The 19,344-nt window shown below is 67.4% G+C and carries 21 protein-coding genes, 4 tRNA genes and 1 riboswitch; of the genes, 16 read left to right on the forward strand and 9 right to left on the reverse strand.

Going from position 1 to position 19,344, the window contains the following annotated elements; translation table 11 throughout:
• Positions 1 to 81: 81 nt before the first annotated feature.
• A riboswitch (FMN riboswitch) is annotated at positions 82 to 214 on the reverse strand.
• A gap of 20 nt (positions 215 to 234) precedes the next feature.
• From rpe to ACT3S2_RS03215, 5 genes are all read right to left on the reverse strand, one after another.
• Complete coding sequence (gene rpe, locus ACT3S2_RS03195; protein ID WP_444561227.1) at positions 235 to 906, reverse strand: ribulose-phosphate 3-epimerase; 672 nt, start codon at positions 904 to 906, stop codon at positions 235 to 237.
• A gap of 15 nt (positions 907 to 921) precedes the next feature.
• The gene (locus ACT3S2_RS03200; RefSeq protein WP_444561228.1) at positions 922 to 2,448 is read right to left on the reverse strand and encodes an RsmB/NOP family class I SAM-dependent RNA methyltransferase; all 1,527 of its coding nucleotides are present in this window, start codon (positions 2,446 to 2,448) and stop codon (positions 922 to 924) included.
• Positions 2,445 to 3,392, reverse strand: coding sequence for a methionyl-tRNA formyltransferase (locus tag ACT3S2_RS03205; RefSeq protein WP_444561229.1), 948 nt, complete (start codon positions 3,390 to 3,392; stop codon positions 2,445 to 2,447). The genes ACT3S2_RS03200 and ACT3S2_RS03205 overlap by 4 nt, the downstream gene beginning before the upstream one ends.
• Positions 3,389 to 3,961: a peptide deformylase gene (def, locus tag ACT3S2_RS03210; RefSeq protein WP_444553994.1), complete on the reverse strand. Its 573-nt coding sequence runs from the start codon at positions 3,959 to 3,961 to the stop codon at positions 3,389 to 3,391. Before def ends, ACT3S2_RS03205 begins: the two co-directional genes overlap by 4 nt.
• 94 nt (positions 3,962 to 4,055) lie before the next feature.
• Positions 4,056 to 4,901: a cytochrome gene (locus ACT3S2_RS03215; RefSeq protein WP_444553995.1), complete on the reverse strand. Its 846-nt coding sequence runs from the start codon at positions 4,899 to 4,901 to the stop codon at positions 4,056 to 4,058.
• A gap of 206 nt (positions 4,902 to 5,107) precedes the next feature.
• Between ACT3S2_RS03215 and ACT3S2_RS03220 the strand changes: the two genes are divergently transcribed.
• From ACT3S2_RS03220 to ACT3S2_RS03240, 5 genes are all read left to right on the forward strand, one after another.
• Positions 5,108 to 5,181 (forward strand) — tRNA-Gly (locus tag ACT3S2_RS03220).
• A gap of 63 nt (positions 5,182 to 5,244) precedes the next feature.
• Positions 5,245 to 5,315 (forward strand) — tRNA-Cys (locus ACT3S2_RS03225).
• Positions 5,316 to 5,343: 28 nt separating this feature from the next.
• A tRNA-Val gene (locus ACT3S2_RS03230) sits at positions 5,344 to 5,415 on the forward strand.
• Between the two features lie 34 nt (positions 5,416 to 5,449).
• Positions 5,450 to 5,526, forward strand: a tRNA-Gly gene (locus ACT3S2_RS03235).
• A gap of 134 nt (positions 5,527 to 5,660) precedes the next feature.
• A complete protein-coding gene (locus ACT3S2_RS03240; RefSeq protein ID WP_444553996.1) occupies positions 5,661 to 5,888 on the forward strand; it encodes an Rv0909 family putative TA system antitoxin in 228 nt (75 codons plus the stop codon).
• Positions 5,889 to 5,980: 92 nt separating this feature from the next.
• Here the strand turns inward: ACT3S2_RS03240 and ACT3S2_RS03245 are convergent, their stop codons facing one another.
• Complete coding sequence (locus ACT3S2_RS03245; RefSeq protein WP_444561230.1) at positions 5,981 to 6,589, reverse strand: helix-turn-helix domain-containing protein; 609 nt, start codon at positions 6,587 to 6,589, stop codon at positions 5,981 to 5,983.
• Positions 6,590 to 6,645: 56 nt separating this feature from the next.
• Between ACT3S2_RS03245 and ACT3S2_RS03250 the strand changes: the two genes are divergently transcribed.
• From ACT3S2_RS03250 to ACT3S2_RS03260, 3 genes are read left to right on the forward strand one after another with little or no spacing between them, the layout of a single operon-like run.
• A complete protein-coding gene (locus ACT3S2_RS03250; RefSeq protein ID WP_444553998.1) occupies positions 6,646 to 7,836 on the forward strand; it encodes a benzoate/H(+) symporter BenE family transporter in 1,191 nt (396 codons plus the stop codon).
• Positions 7,837 to 7,875: 39 nt separating this feature from the next.
• A complete protein-coding gene (locus ACT3S2_RS03255; RefSeq protein WP_444553999.1) occupies positions 7,876 to 8,109 on the forward strand; it encodes a class I SAM-dependent methyltransferase in 234 nt (77 codons plus the stop codon).
• The gene (locus ACT3S2_RS03260) at positions 8,090 to 8,593 is read left to right on the forward strand and encodes a class I SAM-dependent methyltransferase (protein ID WP_444561231.1); all 504 of its coding nucleotides are present in this window, start codon (positions 8,090 to 8,092) and stop codon (positions 8,591 to 8,593) included. Before ACT3S2_RS03255 ends, ACT3S2_RS03260 begins: the two co-directional genes overlap by 20 nt.
• A gap of 7 nt (positions 8,594 to 8,600) precedes the next feature.
• Here ACT3S2_RS03260 and zapE read toward each other — a convergent pair whose 3' ends face one another.
• Positions 8,601 to 9,641, reverse strand: a complete 1,041-nt coding sequence (gene zapE, locus ACT3S2_RS03265) for a cell division protein ZapE (protein WP_444554001.1) — start codon at positions 9,639 to 9,641, stop codon at positions 8,601 to 8,603.
• Between the two features lie 173 nt (positions 9,642 to 9,814).
• Between zapE and ACT3S2_RS03270 the strand changes: the two genes are divergently transcribed.
• Genes ACT3S2_RS03270 through ybaK form a run of 3 tightly spaced genes read left to right on the forward strand, consistent with a single transcriptional unit; the run spans position 9,815 to position 11,726 of the window.
• Positions 9,815 to 10,726, forward strand: coding sequence for a sulfurtransferase (locus tag ACT3S2_RS03270; protein WP_444554002.1), 912 nt, complete (start codon positions 9,815 to 9,817; stop codon positions 10,724 to 10,726).
• 29 nt (positions 10,727 to 10,755) lie between these two features.
• Positions 10,756 to 11,202 carry a SufE family protein gene (locus tag ACT3S2_RS03275; protein ID WP_444554003.1) on the forward strand — a complete coding sequence of 149 codons (447 nt, stop codon included), beginning with the start codon at positions 10,756 to 10,758 and terminating at the stop codon, positions 11,200 to 11,202.
• A gap of 11 nt (positions 11,203 to 11,213) precedes the next feature.
• Positions 11,214 to 11,726, forward strand: coding sequence for a Cys-tRNA(Pro) deacylase (gene ybaK / locus ACT3S2_RS03280; RefSeq protein ID WP_444554004.1), 513 nt, complete (start codon positions 11,214 to 11,216; stop codon positions 11,724 to 11,726).
• On the opposite strand, the gene ACT3S2_RS03285 is transcribed toward ybaK, so the two are convergent.
• Positions 11,723 to 12,988 (reverse strand): alpha/beta hydrolase family protein, encoded by a 1,266-nt coding sequence (locus ACT3S2_RS03285; protein WP_444554005.1) that lies wholly within the window; start codon positions 12,986 to 12,988, stop codon positions 11,723 to 11,725. The genes ybaK and ACT3S2_RS03285 overlap by 4 nt on opposite strands.
• A 119-nt stretch (positions 12,989 to 13,107) precedes the next feature.
• Between ACT3S2_RS03285 and msrB the strand changes: the two genes are divergently transcribed.
• From msrB to ACT3S2_RS03310, 5 genes are all read left to right on the forward strand, one after another.
• Entirely contained in the window at positions 13,108 to 13,542 is a 435-nt protein-coding gene (msrB, locus tag ACT3S2_RS03290) for a peptide-methionine (R)-S-oxide reductase MsrB (protein WP_444554006.1), read from the forward strand.
• Between the two features lie 190 nt (positions 13,543 to 13,732).
• Entirely contained in the window at positions 13,733 to 15,124 is a 1,392-nt protein-coding gene (locus tag ACT3S2_RS03295; RefSeq protein ID WP_444554007.1) for a DUF6421 family protein, read from the forward strand.
• A 9-nt stretch (positions 15,125 to 15,133) separates the two neighbouring features.
• A complete protein-coding gene (locus ACT3S2_RS03300) occupies positions 15,134 to 15,865 on the forward strand; it encodes an SDR family NAD(P)-dependent oxidoreductase (protein ID WP_444554008.1) in 732 nt (243 codons plus the stop codon).
• A gap of 63 nt (positions 15,866 to 15,928) precedes the next feature.
• A complete protein-coding gene (locus ACT3S2_RS03305) occupies positions 15,929 to 16,960 on the forward strand; it encodes a threonine aldolase family protein (protein WP_444554052.1) in 1,032 nt (343 codons plus the stop codon).
• Entirely contained in the window at positions 16,848 to 17,942 is a 1,095-nt protein-coding gene (locus ACT3S2_RS03310) for a DUF817 domain-containing protein (protein ID WP_444554009.1), read from the forward strand. Before ACT3S2_RS03305 ends, ACT3S2_RS03310 begins: the two co-directional genes overlap by 113 nt.
• On the opposite strand, the gene ACT3S2_RS03315 is transcribed toward ACT3S2_RS03310, so the two are convergent.
• Positions 17,850 to 19,343, reverse strand: coding sequence for an L-lactate permease (locus tag ACT3S2_RS03315; protein WP_444554010.1), 1,494 nt, complete (start codon positions 19,341 to 19,343; stop codon positions 17,850 to 17,852). The two genes, ACT3S2_RS03310 and ACT3S2_RS03315, sit on opposite strands and share 93 nt — an antisense overlap.
• Position 19,344 lies beyond the last annotated feature (1 nt).

Genomic DNA, 19,344 nt, shown 5'->3' on the forward strand with positions numbered 1-19,344 from the left:
CCGCGGCGGCTCCGGGGGAACGACAGTTGAGGCATCGGCGGACGGGGCGTCGAGGACGCCACCGGTCACCAGACCAGCCCTGTACGTGCTTCTCCCATCCAGACTTTAACTGTCGGTACTGGAATTCCACCAGTTCAACCTCGGCGCCGTGAGGCACCTCGGGTCGCGGACTATAACCGCCGGTTCGGACTTACACCGACCCCGGAGCACGTGTTGTTTACTTATGTCCCTAAACTATAGCCCCGACTCGGTGTGTTCGACGACATGTCGTAATGCGTCGACGGCCGCGGCGGGATCCTCGGTGCCGTAGACGCTGGAACCGGCCACGAAGACATCTGCTCCCGCCTCCGCGGCACGCAGGATGGTTTCGCGGGTGATTCCCCCATCGACCTGCAGCACCAGCGGCAATCCGGAGCCCTCGATGGCGGCCCGGGTCCTACGGATCTTGGGCAGGATGAGGTCCAGGAAGGACTGGCCGCCGAAACCGGGTTCGACGGTCATCAGCAGCAACATGTCCAGTTCCTCGAGCATGTCCAGATACGGTTCGACGGCGGTGGCCGGGCGCAGGGCCATGGCCGCCTTGGATCCACGCGCCCGAAGTTCGCGGGCCAGCCGGACCGGGGCCGCCGAGGCTTCGGCATGGAAGGTCACGGAGTCGACCCCGAGGTCGGCGTAGTCCGGGGCCCACCGGTCGGCGTCTTCGATCATCAGGTGCACGTCCACCGGGAGCGTGCTGACGTCGGCGATGCGTTTGACCACGGGCAGGCCCAGGGTCAGGTTCGGGACGAAGTGGTTGTCCATGACATCGACGTGCACGGCATCGGCGGTCCCGATGCGGTGCAGCTCGGCCTCGAGGTTGGCGAAGTCGGCGGAGAGGATGCTGGGGTGGATCCGGCAGGGGGACATGGGTCTACCTTTCGTCTACTCGGGCTGTTCGGTCGGCTCGACATCGGCGTCGAGGGTGATCAGGGCCAGGAACATGGCGTCGGTGGAGTGCAGATGCGGCCACAGCTGGACGGTGTTCCCTCCCGACGCACGGTCGGTTCCGACGATGCCGCCTTCGAGCGAGACGGCATTGACGGCGGCGGCGGTATCGAGGAGCCGGGCTGTCGGGGTGCGGCGCAGGGCGTCCTCCAGCACGGCCAACGATTCGGCCGGGTGGGGTGAGCAGGTGGCGTAGGCCAGGACGCCGCCGGGCCGCAGGGCCTTCAGCGCCGCATCGATCAATTCATCCTGCAAGGTGGTCAGTTCGGCCACATCCGCCGGGGTCTTGCGCCATCGGGCTTCGGGCCGGCGCCGCAATGCGCCCAGCCCGCTGCACGGGGCATCGACGATGATCCGGTCGAAGCGCTGATCGGCCGGGATCCCCAGATAGCGTCGCCCATCACCGACCACGACGTTCCAGGCCTGTCGATCCACCGGCCGCAGGGCCTTGCGGACCAGCTCGGCACGGTGTTCGGCCGGTTCGTTGGCGGTCAGTTCGGCGCCTTGCTGCGCGGCCAGACCGGCCAGCAGGGCGGCCTTGCCGCCCGGGCCGGCGCAGAGGTCCAGCCAGTCGGTGTCGCGTCCCTCGATCTCCACGGAGGCCAGGGCGCGGGCCAGCAATTGCGAGCCGGCATCCTGGACCCGGGTGGTTCCGCGGTGGATGGAGGAGAGCTTGGAGAGGTCTCCCCCGCTGTAGTAGGCCGAATCGGGGGCCAGTCGTCCCGGGGTCGCGCCGTGGTCGAAGGCTTCATCGAGGGATCCGACCCCCGGCAGGGCCACCAGGTTGACCACCGGGGCCAGGTTGTCCGCGGCAAGCAGGTCGGTGATTTCGGCCGCATCCCGGCCGTGGGCGACCAGGCCCTGGCGCAGGGCCCTGACCACCCATTCCGGGTGGCTGTATTCCAGAGCCAGCCTCGAGATCTCGTCCTGGACACCGTCCAACAGCAGCGTCTTCCAGGCGTCGGCGTCGTTCCGTGCGACCTTGCGCAGGACGGCGTTCACCAGCCCGGAAGGACCGGCGCCGATCACCGCCCGGGCCAGGCCGACGGTTTCATCCAGTGCCGCGTGGTGGGGAACGCGCATGGCCAGCAACTGGTGGGCGCCCAGCCGGAGCGCGTCAAGGATCGCCGGATCCAGTTTTTCCAGCGGACGGTCCACGCAACGGGAGAGGACGGCGTCGTAGAATCCGCGACCCCGGAGGGCACCGTAGGCCAGTTCGGTGGCGAATCCGGCGTCCCGTCCGCTGAGCCCGTGTTCGCGCAGACGGCCGGGCAGGACCAGGTTGGCGTAGGCGTCCTGCTCGGCGACGGCCCGCAGGACCTCGTAGGCGACCCGTCGGGCGGGGTCGGCGATCCGCCGGCGTTGGGAGGGGGCCGAAGCACTGAAGTTCCGGTGGCCCGAACCGCCCCGGTTGCGTTGGCGTCCGGCGTCGTTGCGGCGTTCACCGCGTGGGTCCTTGCTCATGAAAAGGAGACCTGCTTCCCTGTTGCGCCTTCGTCGTCGATATCCAGGCCGCGGGCCCAGTCGGAGGCCTTCATCATCTTCTTGCCCGCCGGTTGGACCTGGTGCAGTTCCAGGGCATGTGAACCGGTTCCGACCAGGACGCGGGGCGTCCGGCCGGGCAGGACACGGAGCACGGCCGGCTCCAGATCCGTCACCGAGGGCTCGAGGCCGACGGCACCGAGTTTGAACCGCTTGCCGTCCAACAACGTCCAGGGACCGGGTTCGGGGGTCGTGCCGTTGATGCGCCGCCGGATCGCCAGCGCCGGTTCCGCCCAGTGGACATGCGCGTCCTCGAGGCCCAGCTTGGGGGCCAGCGTCACCGGCCCGCTTTGGGGTACCGGCGACAAGCGGCCGGCGTCGATCCCATGCAGGGTCTGCGAGAGCAGGACGGATCCGCTGTGGGAGAGCCTGTCCAGCATGGCCCCCGCGGTATCCTCCGGGGCGATGTCCTCGGTCAGCGTCCCGTACACCGGGCCGGTATCCAGGCCTTCCTCGAGGCGGAAGGTCACCGCCCCGGTGACATCATCGCCATGGATGATCGCGTGCTGGACCGGGGCGGCGCCGCGCCAGGCCGGCAGCAGCGAAAAGTGCAGGTTGACCCAGCCATGCCGGGGCACCTCCAATGCCCGCGGTGGCACCAGTCCCCCGTAGGCGACGATGGCGGCGATCTCGGCTTCGGTCCGGGCAATGGCCGAGATGACGTCCTCGTCGATCCTGTTGGCCTTGATGACCGGCAGCCCCAGATCGGCCGCACGAGCGGCGACGGGCGAGGGCGTGAGGACGCGTTTGCGTCCGAGCGGGGCGTCTTCGCGGGTCAGCACGGCCACTACTTCCAGACCGTCGGAGATGAGCTGGTCCAGGCACGGCACGGCAACCTGCGGCGTTCCGGCGAACAAGACCCTCATCGAGCTGCCCCGAAGGTCCCGCCGCCGAAGCTCGATCCCACCGCAGTGGCCCGGCTGCCGCGGATTTCCGAGGCGACGTCGTCGTAGCCGGAGTCCCGGATGCGCCTCAGGGCCTCCTTCTTATCGGCTCCACGCAGGCGGTCGATGTAGAGGCGGCCGTCGAGGTGATCGGTTTCGTGTTGCAGGCAGCGGGCGAGGACGCCCTCCGCCTCGATGACCAGCGGTGCCCCGGTCATATCGGCCCCACTCACGCGGGCCCAGCCGGGCCGGGGCAGGCGGTATCCCAGACCGGGGACCGACAGGCAGCCTTCGAGGGCTTCGTCCTCGTCGGCTCCCCCGACTTCCAGGACCGGGTTGACCACGTGGCCGTATTGGTCCCCGACCCGGTAGGTGAAGACGCGCAGACCGACGCCGACCTGGGGCGCGGCCAGTCCGACGCCGGAGACGGCGTCCATCGTTTCGGTCATGTCCTGGACCAGGCGGGCCAGTTCGGGCCCGAACCTGGACACGTCCTCCGCGGGGGTCCGCAACACGGGGTCCCCCACGATGCGGATTTCCAGAATCGTCATGACTGTATGCTCCTGACGCCGTATACCCGGCAATGTGCTGTGGAAAGTCGTCCGGTGGCCCTGCTGGCGGCAGCACCGGTACGCAGGAACCAGTCTACTGGGCCGGGGGCGGTCCCACGGCCCGCAGCGCGGTCCCGGCCTCGGAGACCTTCACCCCCGATTCCCAGACCCGGCGCAAGGCGAAGAACCTGCTCCAATAGGCCGGCAGAACCTCGGGCGGGGCCATCAGGGTGCGCACTTCGGTCTGCCCCACGGCCACCCCGAGCAGCATCGGATCCTCGCCGTAGGGCCAGGGCTCCCAGGTTCCGGCCTCGGCGTCGACCACGACCTCCTCGGCCTTGTAGCCGGCGGCCAACTGCATGACGACCTTGGGATCCAATGCCTTGACCCGCCCGTCCCGATCGGTGCCCTTGGTCTTGTAGTCGATCAGGCATAGCCGTCCACCGATCCGGGCGACCAGGTCCAGGGTTCCCGCATAGCCCACCGTGTGGTTCCAGACGGTGACCTCGGCAGCGATCGGTTCCACCCGGTATTCGTCCCACCAGTCATCGAAGCGCGAGGCGAATCCGCCTTCGTCCTTTTCCAGGAGGACCTCCCGTGCCTCGGCGGCGGAATGCGGACGTCCCAAGGCCCGCAGCGCCACCTGTTCGCAGTAGTTGTGGACGCGGTCCCCGCGGGCCGCGGCCTCGTTGCGGTAGGTTTCCGCGGCGTTGGAGGCGTCCCGCGCCACGGTGCGCAGCTTGGCCTTGTTGCCGACCGCTGCGCCGAGCCGGTCGTCCTGGGTGACCGCCGTGGCGGCCATGTGCCCGATCCAGCCGTCCAGGGACATGGACGCCTGGCCGATCACCGTGGTGATGGAGGGGACCTCGGGCAGGCCGTTGATCTTGCGGGAGTACATGCGGCCGTACGTGGTCTGGTGGGCCAGGGCAGGTGAAGTCATGCCCACGATTCTGGCATGCCGGTCCGACGCATCGGGTGCCGCACCGGCGATCCAGACGCCGTTCATCCCCCCTGATTCCGCCCTCCGACGATCCCATGACATCCCCGATTTGGAACTTCGGGGAATCGTCGTATAGAGTTTTTACTCGTTGGAACGCACCGGTTCGGAAAGCTAAAAGCAACCGAAACGGAGCAGTTCTCCGACATGCGGACATAGCTCAGTTGGCTAGAGCGCCACCTTGCCAAGGTGGAGGTCGCGAGTTCGAATCTCGTTGTCCGCTCGCAAGTCACTGTAACGGTCGATTCGTCGATCGAGCCGGGACCGGGAAACCGGTCCGGGTCACGGTGGGGTGGCCGAGTGGCTAGGCAGCGGCCTGCAAAGCCGTATACGCGGGTTCGAATCCCGTCCCCACCTCGCATACGGTAATGTTGCACCCTGAAGAGGGCGATTAGCGCAGCGGTAGCGCGCTTCCCTGACACGGAAGAGGTCACTGGTTCGAACCCAGTATCGCCCACTGAAACTGCTCCGCCACGGCGGAGCGTTTTTATGCGGACATAGCTCAGTTGGCTAGAGCGCCACCTTGCCAAGGTGGAGGTCGCGAGTTCGAGTCTCGCTGTCCGCTCCACGAACCGCCGGATGACCCCAGGGTCGACCAGGCGGTTTTTTTGTTGCCTTCCCCTCGAATTGGCCGGCGGTCCGCCGGTATGATGGTGATCACACGGAAGCCTCGAAGGCTTCCCGGAGGAGAGGAGGTGGCACTTGGCTTTTTTTGACGAGCTCAAGGGCAAGGCCGAGGGACTCAAGGACAAGGCCGCGACAGTGGCCGAAGACGGAGCCGAGAAGCTCCGTGGGGCCGTAGGCGGTGTCGGCGGTTTCGTCGACGAGAAAACCGGTGGCAGGTATTCCGAGCAGGTGGAACACCTCCAGGAATCCGCCCACCACCTTCTCGACAAGGCAGCCGGCAACGACTCGAATCCTCCGACCTAGAATTCCACGCGTCCCCCACAGGACGCCTGCCGGCCCACGAGCACGGCAAACAGGTGCCGGTCCCGCCGGGAGGCGGGGCCGGCACCTGCCCGTTAACGCCCGGCGGCCCCGGGGATCGGCGGATTGATGATGGTCAGCACCCCTTCGGCACCCACGTCCGATGAGTAGACATGTCGACCAGAGGACTCCCATGACAGGGCCTGCCCGGCCTTGATCCGTTTGGCCCAGCCCTCCGGCCCCACCTCGGCCTCACCCCCCACGAGGACCAGGCGTTCGGCCACGCCCCGTCCATGGGCCGGGGAAACCCTCCGGCCCGGACCGATCGTGAGCCAATACACTTCGATCAACGACCCGTCGGCGACCCGGCGGGCCTCCAGCAACCGGGCCGATACCGGGCCGCCTCCCACCGAGATCGCTCCATCGCCCGGCAGCGGCCCGGCTCCCCCGGTGGCCTGCGAGGCCACCGGCTGGTGTCCGTCATCGGTGGAGACGAAGCCGGCCAACGGGACTCCCAGCACCCCGGCGACGGCATAGAGGGTCTCCAAGGTCGGGTTGCGCTGCCCGTGCTCGAGTTCGGAGAGCGTCCCCTTGCCGATGCCCGCGGCCGTGGCCAGGCCGGTCAGCGACAGCCCGGCACCTTGCCGGTGCGTGCGGATCCGGTTGCCGACGTGGAGCATGCGGGGATCGATTGCGGCTGACATGGACCCAGACTACGCTGAGAGTCGTTCCGTAAACAGAACCACCGTCAGTCGAGGTCATGTCCCATACTCCAGTTCCCACCGCCCCGGGCGATCTCGTCCGCCCACTGACTGCCGGTCTGGTCACCGCCCTGGTGGGATTCACCTCCTCCTTCACCGTCGTCCTGGCCGGGCTCAGCGCCGTGGGCGCCAGCCCCGGGCAGGCCGCTTCCGGGCTACTGGCGCTGACCATCTCGTTCTCCTTGTGCACCGTTGCCATCGCGGTCACCACGCGGCGTCCGGTGACCTTCGCCTGGTCGACTCCCGGTGCCGCCTTGCTGGCGGCCGCCGGCGGGCTCGGGCTCGGCTGGGACGAGGCCGTCGGCGGTTTCGTGATGTGTGCCCTGCTGATCTTCCTCACCGGTGCCGTCCCGGTCATCGGGCGGCTGCTCGGAAGGCTTCCGGCACCCCTGGCCCAGGCGATGCTCGCCGGGGTCCTGTTCGAACTCTGTCTGGCCCCGTTCCACGCACTGGCCAATGTCCCGCTCATGGCCGGGGCGATCATCCTGGTCTGGCTCGTGTGCATGCGCTGGGCGCCTCGGTGGGCCGTCCCGGCTGCCATGGCCGCCACGTTGCTGATCGTCCTGTTCAACGCGGCCCAGACCGGAACGGCGCTGCCCGGCGATCTATGGCCCCGGTTGGAATTCACCCTGCCGAAATTCACCTGGGCCGGAGCCACCGGCGTCGCGGTGCCCCTGTACATCGTGACCATGGCCTCGCAGAACATCCCCGGGATGGCCGTCCTGTCCGGGTTCGGTTACAAGACCCCCTGGACCGCTTCCATGCTGGCCACCGGCGCTGCCGGACTCGGCGCCGCCTTCTTCGGCGGGCATGCCATCAACCTGGCCGCGATTTCCGCGGCCCTCGCCGCCGGCGAGGAAGCCGGACCCGACCGTTCGCGCCGCTGGATCGCCGCGGTCTCCGCCGGCGGCTTCTACTTCCTCCTCGGTCTGGGGGCCACCGTGGTGGGGGCGATCGCCGTCACCGCCCCCGAGGGCCTGCTGACCGCAGCCGCGGGTCTGGCGCTCTTCGGCACCCTGGGTGCCGCGGCCTCTTCCGCCCTCGAGGACCCACGCTCCCGGTTCGGGGCGTTGACCACGTTCATGATCACCGCCTCCGGCGTCGCGTTCCTGGGGGTCGGCGCCGCATTCTGGGGGCTGGCCGGGGGGCTGTTGGTCAGATGGGCGATAGAACGTCCGGGACGCCATTAGGCTGAGATCATGGTGGACCCCTAGGGCGACGAGGATCTCGTGGCCCTCTACGAAACCGCTCACCCGGCAGGGCGGGACCACGAGTATTACCGGTCGCTCGCCGACACCCTCGGTGCCGGAAAGATCATCGATCTGGGGTGCGGCACCGGGCTGCTGACCCGAACCCTCACGGCCCCCGGGCGCGAGGTCATCGGTGTGGACCCGAGCCCCCACGATGCTCGGATACGCCCGCCGCCGGCCCGGGGCGGGTGCGGTGAGGTGGATCGACGGTGATGCCCGTGTCCTGGACCCCTCGGCTCCTGCCGATCTGGTGCTTTGCACCGGGAACGCCTTCATGCACATCGGCACGGACGAGCTCGTGGAGACGCTCGACCATCTTCGACGCAGCCTCACTCCGGGCGGGGCCTTGGCCTTCGAAACGCGCAACCCGGCCCACCGCGAATGGAAGAACTGGACTCCGGACCAAACAACCCATGTCCGCCCGGCAGCATTCGGGACCTTCACCGAATGGTTGGAAGTCACATCGGTGCGCCCCGGCGTCGTCGTCTTCGACAGCCATAACCTCTTCGCCAACGGAACCGACAGGATCTTCACCAGCGCCCTGTACTTCCGCACCGAAACCGAGCTGATCGAAGCGTTGGGCGCTGCGGGCTTCGAGCACGTCGAGGTCATGGGTACTTGGGAAGGCGATCCCGTGGCTGCCCGGCACCGGTTGCTCATCGTGCTCGCCACCACGGGCGTCACGACCACCTCGTGAACCGAGGCTAGATCGCCACTTCGGCCTTCTGGCCTTCTCGGGCCAGGGCCGTCAGCCGCGACACGGCACGGGAGTACTTCTTCTGGTACCCCCCGGCCATCATCTCCTCGGTGAACAACTCGTTGAACGGTTTCCCACTGGCCAGGACGGGAACGTCCTTGTCGTAGAGCCGGTCGGCCAGCACGACGAAGCGCAGGGCCAGCGACTGTTCGGTGATGGTCCGGACCTCGTGGAGGACCAGGATGTCGATATCGTCCACCAACTGCCGGTAACGGCTGGGGTGGACGCTCGACAGATGCTTCACCAGCGCTTCGAAGTCATCGATGGCCAGGACCTTATCGGCATAGAGTTCGGTGGCGGTGGACTCCAGGGCGGCATCATCCACGGGCCGGGGCGCCTCGGGCAGGCCACGGTGGCGGAAGTCGTCGCCGTCGATGCGCAGGACATCGAACTGGTCCGCCAGCACCTGGATCTCGCGCTGGAAGTCCACGGCGGCGAAGCGCCCCTCGCCCAAGGAGCCCGGCAGGGTGTTCGAGGTCGCCGCGAGTTTGACTCCGGCATCGGATAGTTCACGCATCAGCCGCGACATCAGCACCGTGTCACCGGGATCGTCGAGTTCGAATTCATCGATGCACACCAGGTTGTAGCCGCTGAGGACCTCCACCGTCTTGCGGAACGACAGGGCGCCGACCAGGTTGGTGTATTCAACGAACGTACCGAAGGCCTTGGGGCCGGGAACCGCGTGCCAGAGGGAGGCCAACAAGTGGGTCTTGCCCACGCCGAACCCGCCATCGAGATAGATGCCGGCCTTGGTCTGCGGTCCCTTCCCCCCGAAGATCCGTCCCAGCAGGGACTTCTTCGAGCCACCGACGCCCTCGGCGAAGGCCCGCAGGGCCTCCACCGCCTCGGTCTGTGAAGGCTGCGCCGGATCCGGACGGAAGGTGTCGAAGGAGACCACGCCGAACCGGTAGGACGGATGGAATCCGGCCAGGAGTTCGTCGGGCGAGACCTGGGGGATGCGTTCGGTCAGGTGTTCGATGTGTGCCACGGGCGGGGTCGGTTCCTTTGTGAGGGGACGGGCCGGCACGCGGGGCGCACCATGACCAACTTTACGCCCCGCGCGCAAAGCCACCGGCACGTGACGCCCGACCCAGCAGGCCGGCACCCGAAGACGTAGGCTGGAGACAGATCCCCAGCCACCGTGTGAAACGAGGAATCCTCATGGGCCTTGCCGCCGATACCACTGCCAAGTTCTCCGCCTATGCCCATCCCGGGCGCTTGGTCTCCACCGATTGGCTGGCCGAGCATCTGAAGGATGACGGCCTGGTCGTCGTGGAATCCAACGAAGACATCCTGCTCTACTCCACCGGGCACATCCCCGGCGCCGTGAACATCGACTGGCACACCGACCTGAACGACGAGGTCACCCGCGATTACGTCGAGGGTGAAGCCTTCGCCCGGCTCATGGGGTCCAAGGGCATCACCCGGGAGACCACCGTGGTGATCTACGGGGACAAGAGCAACTGGTGGGCCGCCTACGCACTCTGGGTCTTCACCCTGTTCGGCCACGAAGACGTCCGGCTGCTGGACGGCGGCCGCGATAAATGGTTGGCCGAAGGACGCGAGACGACTAGGGAAAAGCCCCGGCCCGAAACCGTCGACTACCCAGTGGTCCCCCGCAACGACGACGCGATCCGAGCCTTCCGCGAGGATGTCAGCGCCCACTTCGGCAAGCCGTTGATCGACGTACGCTCCCCCGAGGAATACACCGGCGAACGCACCCACATGCCGGACTACCCGCAGGAAGGCACGTTGCGCGGCGGGCACATCCCCACCGCTGCCTCGGTTCCCTGGAGCAAGGCGGCCAACGAGGACGGCACCTTCCGCAGCCGTCCCGAGCTGGAGGCCCTCTACTTGGACGAGGCGGGGCTGAAGCCCGGGGACGACGTCATTGCCTACTGCCGGATCGGCGAACGGTCCAGCCATACCTGGTTCGTGCTCAAGCACCTGCTCGGCTTCGATTCCGTTCGCAACTACGATGGTTCCTGGACCGAATGGGGCAACGCGGTCCGGGTTCCGATCGCCGTCGGTACCGAGCGTGGCGAGGCCCCGGCCTCGTCATCCCGCAGCTAGGCCCCCCGCCCACCAAGGAGCATGCACCCATGAGTGAGACTGCCATTCCCTCCGCCCTGGCGGAGATCATCGATGACTTCAACGCAATCACCGAGCGCGAGCGCCTCGAATTGCTCCTGGAGTTCTCCGACGAACTACCCGCCCTGCCGGAGCGGTTCGCCGAACACCCGGAGTTGCTGGAACGGGTCGTGGAATGCCAGACCCCGCTGTTCCTGACCCTGGAGATCGCCGATACCGACGCCCGGGAAGTCAGTCTGTTCTTCTCGGCGCCGCCGGAGGCCCCGACCTCCCGGGGTTTCGCGGGCGTCCTGGCGGAAGGCCTCGATGGCTTGCCGGCCGCCGAGATCCTCGCCGTACCCAACGACATGCCCGACCGGCTCGGGCTGACCCGGGCCATCACCCCGCTGCGCATGCGCGGGATGTCCTCGCTGCTGGGCCGCATCAAACGCAAGGTCGCCGAAGGCCTGGCCGCGTAACAGGCCCCGTGATGTCCAGGAAGAAGCACGCCCACGACGCCGGTGGCACCCCGGCCACCCTGCTCCTGGACGCGGACGGGGCCGAATACGGGACCCATGCCTACGCGCATGATCCGCAGGCTCCGTCCTACGGTGCCGAAGCCGCGGAGGCCCTGGGGGTGGATCCCGCCCGGGTCTTCAAGACCCTACTGATCGATACCGGCCGCCCGGGGTCCGAGGCGCTCGCGGTGGCGGTCGTCCCGGTGACCGGGTCGCTGGATCTCAAGGCGGCGGCCATGGCCCTGCACGTGAAGAAGGTCCATCTGGCGCAGGCGGCCGACGCGCAACGCCGTACCGGCTATGTGTTGGGCGGGATCTCCCCGCTGGGTCAACGACACCCTTCCACGACGGTCCTTGATGATTCCGCACTGGACTGGCCCACGATCCACGTCTCGGGCGGGCGTCGCGGGCTGGAGATTGAATTGGCTCCGCAGGATCTGATCCGGTTGACCGGCGCGCGTCCGGTTCCGCTGGCCGGCCCCTAGCCCTTCGGGCCGCGGCCCCGGCTGCCGGGATTCCCCGCCCCGGGTTTGGGGGCCACGATGATCCGCGAGAGCCACCGGATGACCGTCTGCTCCCAGCGTTCGGGATCGACGTTCCACTCGCGGGTATGTGCCGCGAGCGTGAAGCGTTCGAAGGTGACCATCTCGGGATTGAGTTCGGCCAGCTGGGCCGAGGGGCCCACCGGCACGAAGTCGTCGTCTTCGCTATGCAGGATCAGGGTGGGAACGCGCAGCTGGTCGGCCTTGGCGATCCAGTTCAGCTCCTTCAGGTCCACCGGGGCCGCCAGTCCGGTGATCGCGCGGCCCGCCCGGTTGGAGAGCAACCATTGCCCGAGCCGCCCGACGGCTTCGGGGATGCGGTTGACCTTGGCCTGGTGGCGCAGGACGTCGATCCAGTTCACCACGGGGCCATCCAGGACCAGTGCCTGGATATGGCGCTTATGCCGAGATTTATCGGCCACCTGCAAACTGATGGCCCCGCCCATGGACCAGCCCATGAGGATCACGTTGCGTGCCCCGTGCTGAAGGGCGAAGTCGATCCCGGCGTCGACGTCCTCCCATTCGGTGCTGCCCAGTCCGTAGCGCTGATCGGCGGCCGACGGGGCCACCCCGTCGTTGCGGTAGGACAGCAGCAGTGAACTGATGCCCAGTTCCGCAGTGGTGGACAAGGCCCGCAGGCCCTCGGTGCGTGCCGCCCCGCGGCCGTGCACCATGATCGCCCAGGTGTCGGCGCGATCGGTTCCGGGAACCACCCAGGCCGGGGCGTTGCCCACCGACGTGGGGATGTCCACGCTCTCGAAGGCGAACCCGGCGTCCTCGGGGGTCTCGTAGACCGCGCCGGACCACCAGCCACGCACCGCGGTCTCCAGGTTTCCCGAGTACACGTGCTCCACGCGGCGGGCGATGGTGCCTTCGGCCGGGGTGAAGGAGAGGATCTCCCCGATCCTGGCGTGGCCGCGGCCGACGTCGAAGTACAGCGAATAGGTACCGGGATCGGTGGTTTCGGCGGTGGCGGGCAGGATCACTTCCATTCCCTCGTCCCCGCGCACGACGGCGAGGATCGCCAGATCCTCGGTCTTGCGTACCGGAAGCACCACTTGCCGGGCGAAGTATCCGGCCAACGCGGAGGCACTGGCGGCCAGCAGGGAGCCGGCGGCGACACCGGCACCGGCACCGAGGACGGCCCACCGCATCATGGGGGCCTGGGGGGTCGCAGGGTCGGCGGTCCGTGTGTACTCGCGCATGTACCCATCATGGCAAGTCAACCCGGGTGCGCCAAGTCCCCGCCGGCTCATCAGCTCACCCGGAGGTCCGGACCGGCCACCGCGGGAATGGCCGGGCCTCCCCGGGCGTTGGACCGGATGTGAGTACATTTTCTGATTCGAACGCCCAGTCCTTCCCCGTCACCAAGACCGATGAACAGTGGAAGGAAGAACTCAGCACCGAGGAATACCAGGTGCTTCGACAAGCAGGGACGGAGCGCCCCTTCACCGGCGAGTACTGGGATAGCACCACCGAAGGTGTCTACGCCTGCCGGGCCTGCGGGGCCGAGCTGTTCACCAGCAAGGAGAAGTTCGGCTCCGATTGCGGGTGGCCCTCCTTCTTCGCTCCCCTGGCCGAAGGGACCGTGCGCTATCTGCATGACAAGTCCCTGGGCATGGAACGCATCGAGGTCCGCTGCGCTTCCTGCGATTCCCATATGGGGCACGTTTTCGAGGGCGAGGGGCTGGACATCCCCACCGACCAGCGCTTCTGCATCAACTCGGTGTCGCTGACCCTGCGTCCCGCCCAGGCCTAGCGGCGACTGCCACGGCAGCCTGCCCCCGCGCTGGGTCTGCGGAAGGTATTCCTCCGCACAAGCATGAGTATCTCTTGGCCTCACTCGCTCCACACGCCAGCAGTGCTTGATCTCTCCTAGGCTGGAACCACCACGGCAGCAGGCCGGCGCACCCAGCGCGGCCCCGGAGATGATTCGAGGTGCAGGACCGATGTCCCAGGCAACCATGACCCATGACACCACCAGCGGACACGGCGAGGACCTCGCCAACCATCCCTCGTGGCTTGAGCTGAAGGCGGCGGCCACCGCCTTCCACGAGCTGCAGGTCAAGGACGGTTCGGTCCCCGAAGCAGACGATCGGGCCCGCGCTGCGGAATTGACCACCACCATCACCAATGCCGTGGCGGAACTTCGCCCCCTGTTCGAGCACGACGACGAATACCTGGATCAGGTGGTCGCCGACTTCAAGGCCTGGGCCGAGGGCGGTTTCGGTATCCCGGATTTCCTGGACTCGCTCCAGGCCTTCCAGCCGCAGCTGGACCGCGTCGACGGGCTGCGCCACCTCGTCCTGTTCCCCATGTACACGCAGAACGGGTCATCGAACCGTTTCGTCGAAGCCGTGCTGGTCGAGGTCATCTGGCCCGACTTCATCGCCGAACTGGAAGCCGGGGACTACTCCAATAAGCTCTTCGTCCCGCTGCGCTTCCTGGACTTCACCCCCGGCTACGACACCAACGCCGCGGTACTCTTCCCCGAGTCGGTGGCCATGCGCGAGACCCCGGCGTTCACCTGGGGCGCGATCTTCCAGGACCGCGAAGCCGCCCGCTACCGCCGGGTCGTCGCCGCCGCGGCCGAGATCACGAATCTCGATCTGCCGGCCGAGGCCGCCGAACTCCTGGCCGACCAGAAGCTGACCGAGGAAACCTTCATCATGTGGGACATGATCCACGACCGCACCCACATGCGCGGGGACCTGCCCTTCGATCCCTTCATGATCAAACAGCGCATGCCCTTCTTCCTGTACTCCCTGGAGGAACTGCGCTGCGATCTCACCGCCTTCCGCGAATGCGTCAAGATCGCCGCCTCCCCCGCCTCGGACCCCGAGACCGCCCGGCATGCCCGCCTAGTACAGTACACGGTGATCTTCGACCGGATCTTCCGCTTTGCCATCACGGGCAACCGCGTGCGCAACTACGACGGGCTCGGCGGACAGCTGCTCTTTGCCTGGATGCACCAGCACCACGTGCTGCACTGGACCGATACCAAGCTGACCATCGACTGGGACGCCATCGCCCAGGTCGTCAGCTCCTTGGGCGATGCCATTGACGATCTGTACTGGCGCTCCATCGACCGGCCGAAGATCTCCCACTGGCTGGCTGCCTACGACCTGGTCTCCTCCACGCTCACCCCGCACCCGGCCTCGGTCTGGGCGAAGGGCAAGGAAGCCCTGCCGCTGACGGAGCCCCTGAAGGAAATGACCAACCAGGTCCTCGACGATGAGTTCCCGCTGTCGATGTTCTACGAGGCGCTGGGCAAGAAGATGAAGCCGGTCATTGAATCCACGGTCGGCATCACCGCCGGCGACGTCCCGGCCTCGGCCTAGACTAGCCAGATGAGCACACCGCATATACCCACCGTCCTCATTGCCGGCGCCACGTCCTCCTCGGGGGTGGCCGCCGCCCGGGCACTGCATGATTCCGGGGCCCGGGTCCTGGCCGTCGGGACCAACGCGGCCCGGTTGGAAGAACGCCTGGGGTTCGTCTCGGAGCGCTACGCCACCGATCTGGGCGACTACGCCGCCACCACGGCGCTGGCAGAACGGATCCACGCCGAGGTCGGAGCCATCGACGGGCTCATCCACCTGGTCGGCGGTTGGCGGGGAGGCAAGGGACTGGCCGGACAATCGGATGAAGACTACGACTTCCTGCACCGCAACGTCGTCACCACCCTGCGCAACACCTCCCGGGCCTTCTACCAGGACATCGCCGACTCCCCCGTCGGACGGCTCGCCGTGGTCTCTTCCACTGCGGTCCAGCGCCCCAGCGCGTCGGGAGCGAACTACATCAGCGTCAAGGCCGCGGCCGAAGCGTGGACCATGGCCACCGCCGGGGGCCTGCGGGCCGCCCAGTCCGGCCATAAGCAGGATCCCGTCCCCCAGCGTTCCGCCGCCGTCGTTCTGGTCATCAAGGCCTTCGTCGACGCCGCGGCCCGCGAGGCCGAACCCGAGAAGGAATTCACCGGGTTCACCGACGTCGCCGATTTCGGCAGTGCGGTCGCCGGACTGTTCGACGCCGATGCCGGGACCTTGAACGGCACCCGTTTGTCCCTGGTGCCGCAGGCATAGACTGGGACGACTTCCCACCAGCAACTTCTGAGGATAAACGTGAGCACATCCCTGCACGACACCATGGTCCGCGGCTTCGCATCGGATAACTACTCGGGGGTCCATCCAGAGATCATCGAGGCCTTGATCGCCGCCAACGGCGGCCACCAGATCGCCTACGGCGAAGATGAATACACCGAGCGGCTCGGGCACGTCATCCTGTCCCATTTCGGGCCGGCCACCGAAGCCTTCCCGATGTTCAACGGAACCGGGGCCAATGTGACCGCACTGCAATCGTTGCTGCCCCGGTGGGGTGCCGTGGTCTGCGCCGATACGGCGCATATCCATGTCGACGAGAATGGTGCCCCCGAACGCGCCGGCGGGATGAAGCTGCTGACCGTGCCGACCCCGGACGGCAAACTGACCCCCGAGCTGATCGACCGGGAGGCCTGGGGCTGGGGCGACGAACACCGCGCCCAGCCGTTGGCGGTCTCCCTGACGCAGTCCACTGAACTGGGCACGCTGTACACGATCAAGGAACTGAAGGCGATCACCTCCCATGCCCACGAATTAGGCATGAAGGTCCATATGGATGGGGCCCGCCTCTCCAACGCCGCGGCGGCATTGGACGTGCCCCTGCGGGCGTTCACCCGCGATGCGGGGATCGATGTGTTGAGCATGGGGGGCACCAAGAACGGGATGATGTACGGCGAAGCGATCGTCGTACTGGATCCGGAGGCCGCCACCGGGCTGAAATACCTGCGGAAGATGAACATGCAGCTCGGATCGAAGATGCGCTTCATCTCCGCCCAGCTCATCGCCCTGTACGGCGGTGACCTCTGGCAGCGCTCGGCGTCCCACGCCAATGCGATGGCCCAGCGGCTCCGGGCCGCGGTGGAGGACATCGACGGATTGGAAATCACCCAGCCCACGGAGTCCAACGCCGTGTTCGCGAAGCTGCCCCCCGCAGCGGCCGACCGGGTGCGCGAGGACTTCCGCTTCTATGACTGGGACGAAGCCACCGGCGAGGTCCGGTGGATGTGCGGCTTCGACACCACCGAGGAGGACGTCGACCGCTTCGCCGCGGCCATCCGCACGGAGGTCGCTGCTGGCTAGCGCCAACGCCCGCTCCACCACGCTCGAGCAGCGCCTCGAGTCCCTGGCCCATCGCCTCATCGGCCGCTTCCCCGACAGCAGGACGGCCAGGGTCCTGATCGAATTCGCGGTCTTCACGTCCAAACAGGCGTGGGCCTGCGTCTTCGGGGCGGCCATGCTGGTGGTCTTGTTGGCCACCCGGCTCTGGTACCCCCAGGACGTGGCCCTGGCCCGCAATGATGCGGTCACCCTCGCCGCGGTCCTCATCCAAGTGCTCATGGTCGTCTTCCGTCTGGAGACGCTGCGCGAGCTGCGGGTCATCGTGTTGTTCCATGTGGTGGGCACCGGCATGGAATTGTTCAAGACCGGTGTCGGGTCGTGGATCTATTCGGGCGAGGGACTGCTCCATCTGGGCCACGTCCCGCTGTACAGCGGCTTCATGTACGCGGCGGTCGGCTCCTACATGGTCCGGGTCTTCCGGCTCTTCGATCTGCGCTTCGATCGCTATCCCCGCCGCTGGGCCACCGCCGTGCTGGCCGCCGCCATCTACCTGAACTTCTTCACCCACCACTACATCGTCGATCTGCGCTGGGTGCTGATGGGGGCGGTGGCCGTGGTCTTCGGTCGCAGCTGGATGCATTTCCGGATCTTCCGGGTGCGGTTGCGGATGCCGCTGGTGCTCGCCTTCGTGCTGGTGGCCCTGTTCATCTGGTTCGCCGAAAACATCGCCACCTGGTCCAATGCCTGGGCCTATCCCGACCAACTCGACGGCTGGCAATTCGTCTCGATCAGCAAACTCGGCTCCTGGTTGCTGCTCATGATCATCTCGGTGGTGCTGGTCGCCTGGGTCTACCCTCCGCAGCCGCCTGAACCGTGGCGGGTCCAGCCGCGGGCCAGCGATGGAACCGGGTCAGAAGAGAACCCAGGTGACCAGCCCCAGAACCGCCGAAACGACGATCAACAAACCGAAGATCCGCGGCAGGACCCACCGGTTGACCGCTGATTCGGCATCCAGCGGGTCCTCGGGCCCGCCCCCGGCTCCCCCGCCGGTCGGGGCCCCCACCGGGGTCGCCACGGCCAATTCATAGGCCAACAGCAGCCGTGAAGGCGCAGCCATCGTTGCCATTGAGGCGGCCACGTTGGTCGCTGCCACCATCTGCAGGACCGAACTGCCCAGTTCGGTGGCCACCTGGGTCTGGGTGGCGGTCAGCATGGCGTTGGCGGCGGTGTTCGACCCGGTGATGAAACCGGCCAGGGCGTTCACTGCCGGGGCGATCACCAGATAACTGCCGCCCATGGCGGCCAAGGCCGTTCCCAGCTCCGCGCCCATTCCGGTGGACGCCAGTACCGAACCCAGGACGGTGAAGCAGAAGGTCACCACGCCCACCGGGAGCCACGTCCCGAAGGCCGAGGCCGCCCGGCGCCGCAGCCGCGTTTCCGGCCCCCCGCTACCGTTTCGCTGCCCCGGACCGAAATGGGCAACCAGACAGGCGCAGACGAGCCAGGTCGCCGGGCTGCTGATCGCGCGCAGGCCCAGCTGCGTCTCCCCCAGGGACGACACCACGGCCCGGGTGGTGAGCAACCCGGCAGCCATGACGGCATAGGGCAGGGCGGCCCGGGCCACCACCCATCCGGCAGCGACGAGCGATCCGCGCCATCGATACACCAGCAGATGCCCGGCGATGGGAACCAGCGAGCCCATCACCCCCGCCAAGGGGGTTCCCAGCAGGATGTTGGCCCCGAGGATCCCCGCCCAGAGCAACAGGGCACTGGCCACGGCGCCGCCGAACAGCCGGCCCACGGACCCTTCATGGCGCAGCAGGAACGTCACCAGCAAGGCCGCCCCGAGCATGACCGGCAGGGAAATGATCGCCGAACGGATCCCGACCTCCAGCAGCGAGGTCCCCGATAGTTCGGAGGCCAGCAGGGTCCCGGGGCCGAGCGCACCCCAGGGAACGGCGAGCAGCCCGAGCAGCGAGAAGATCGTCGATCGTGGCACCGTGTGTCCGATCAACCGCAGGATCGGCACGCCCACGGTGACCCCGATGCCGAAACCGGTCACCGATTCGGCGAAGGGGACGATCCCGAAGACCACGAGCAGCGTCCCGGTCCGCCGTGACGGGGCACTCGAGCGTAGCCAGCCGGAAATCGAGGCCATCGCACCCGTGGTGGACATGATCCGGCTCAGCAGGACCCCGGCATAGAGGATCAGCAGGATCTCGATGATGGTCGGGGCGAAGGCGCCCAACGACCCGGCGACCACCGACCAAGGCGTCGGGAAGAAAAGCAGGGCCACCACCAGGCCCACCGCCAAGGACCAGACGGATATCCGGGTGGATCTGATGCCCAGGAAGAACAACACGCCCGCGAGCACGATCGGTACGGCAGCGGCTACAGCCAACATG

It is taken from the genome of Arthrobacter sp. AOP36-A1-22, assembly GCF_052377615.1.
In the GTDB taxonomy this organism is placed as follows: Bacteria; Actinomycetota; Actinomycetes; order Actinomycetales; family Micrococcaceae; genus Arthrobacter_H.

Excerpts from the sequence above, each read along its gene's own strand:
- rpe (WP_444561227.1), bottom strand. The coding sequence starts at position 906 with ATGTCCCCCTGCCGGATCCACCCCAGCATCCTCTCCGCCGACTTCGCC.
- ACT3S2_RS03200 (WP_444561228.1), bottom strand. The coding sequence starts at position 2,448 with ATGAGCAAGGACCCACGCGGTGAACGCCGCAACGACGCCGGACGCCAA.
- ACT3S2_RS03205 (WP_444561229.1), bottom strand. The coding sequence starts at position 3,392 with ATGAGGGTCTTGTTCGCCGGAACGCCGCAGGTTGCCGTGCCGTGCCTG.
- def (WP_444553994.1), bottom strand. The coding sequence starts at position 3,961 with ATGACGATTCTGGAAATCCGCATCGTGGGGGACCCCGTGTTGCGGACC.
- ACT3S2_RS03215 (WP_444553995.1), bottom strand. The coding sequence starts at position 4,901 with ATGACTTCACCTGCCCTGGCCCACCAGACCACGTACGGCCGCATGTAC.
- ACT3S2_RS03245 (WP_444561230.1), bottom strand. The coding sequence starts at position 6,589 with ATGTCAGCCGCAATCGATCCCCGCATGCTCCACGTCGGCAACCGGATC.
- ACT3S2_RS03250 (WP_444553998.1), top strand. The coding sequence starts at position 6,646 with ATGTCCCATACTCCAGTTCCCACCGCCCCGGGCGATCTCGTCCGCCCA.
- ACT3S2_RS03270 (WP_444554002.1), top strand. The coding sequence starts at position 9,815 with ATGGGCCTTGCCGCCGATACCACTGCCAAGTTCTCCGCCTATGCCCAT.
- ACT3S2_RS03275 (WP_444554003.1), top strand. The coding sequence starts at position 10,756 with ATGAGTGAGACTGCCATTCCCTCCGCCCTGGCGGAGATCATCGATGAC.
- ybaK (WP_444554004.1), top strand. The coding sequence starts at position 11,214 with ATGTCCAGGAAGAAGCACGCCCACGACGCCGGTGGCACCCCGGCCACC.
- ACT3S2_RS03285 (WP_444554005.1), bottom strand. The coding sequence starts at position 12,988 with ATGCGCGAGTACACACGGACCGCCGACCCTGCGACCCCCCAGGCCCCC.
- ACT3S2_RS03295 (WP_444554007.1), top strand. The coding sequence starts at position 13,733 with ATGTCCCAGGCAACCATGACCCATGACACCACCAGCGGACACGGCGAG.
- ACT3S2_RS03300 (WP_444554008.1), top strand. The coding sequence starts at position 15,134 with ATGAGCACACCGCATATACCCACCGTCCTCATTGCCGGCGCCACGTCC.
- ACT3S2_RS03305 (WP_444554052.1), top strand. The coding sequence starts at position 15,929 with ATGGTCCGCGGCTTCGCATCGGATAACTACTCGGGGGTCCATCCAGAG.
- ACT3S2_RS03310 (WP_444554009.1), top strand. The coding sequence starts at position 16,848 with ATGACTGGGACGAAGCCACCGGCGAGGTCCGGTGGATGTGCGGCTTCG.
- ACT3S2_RS03315 (WP_444554010.1), bottom strand. The coding sequence starts at position 19,343 with ATGTTGGCTGTAGCCGCTGCCGTACCGATCGTGCTCGCGGGCGTGTTG.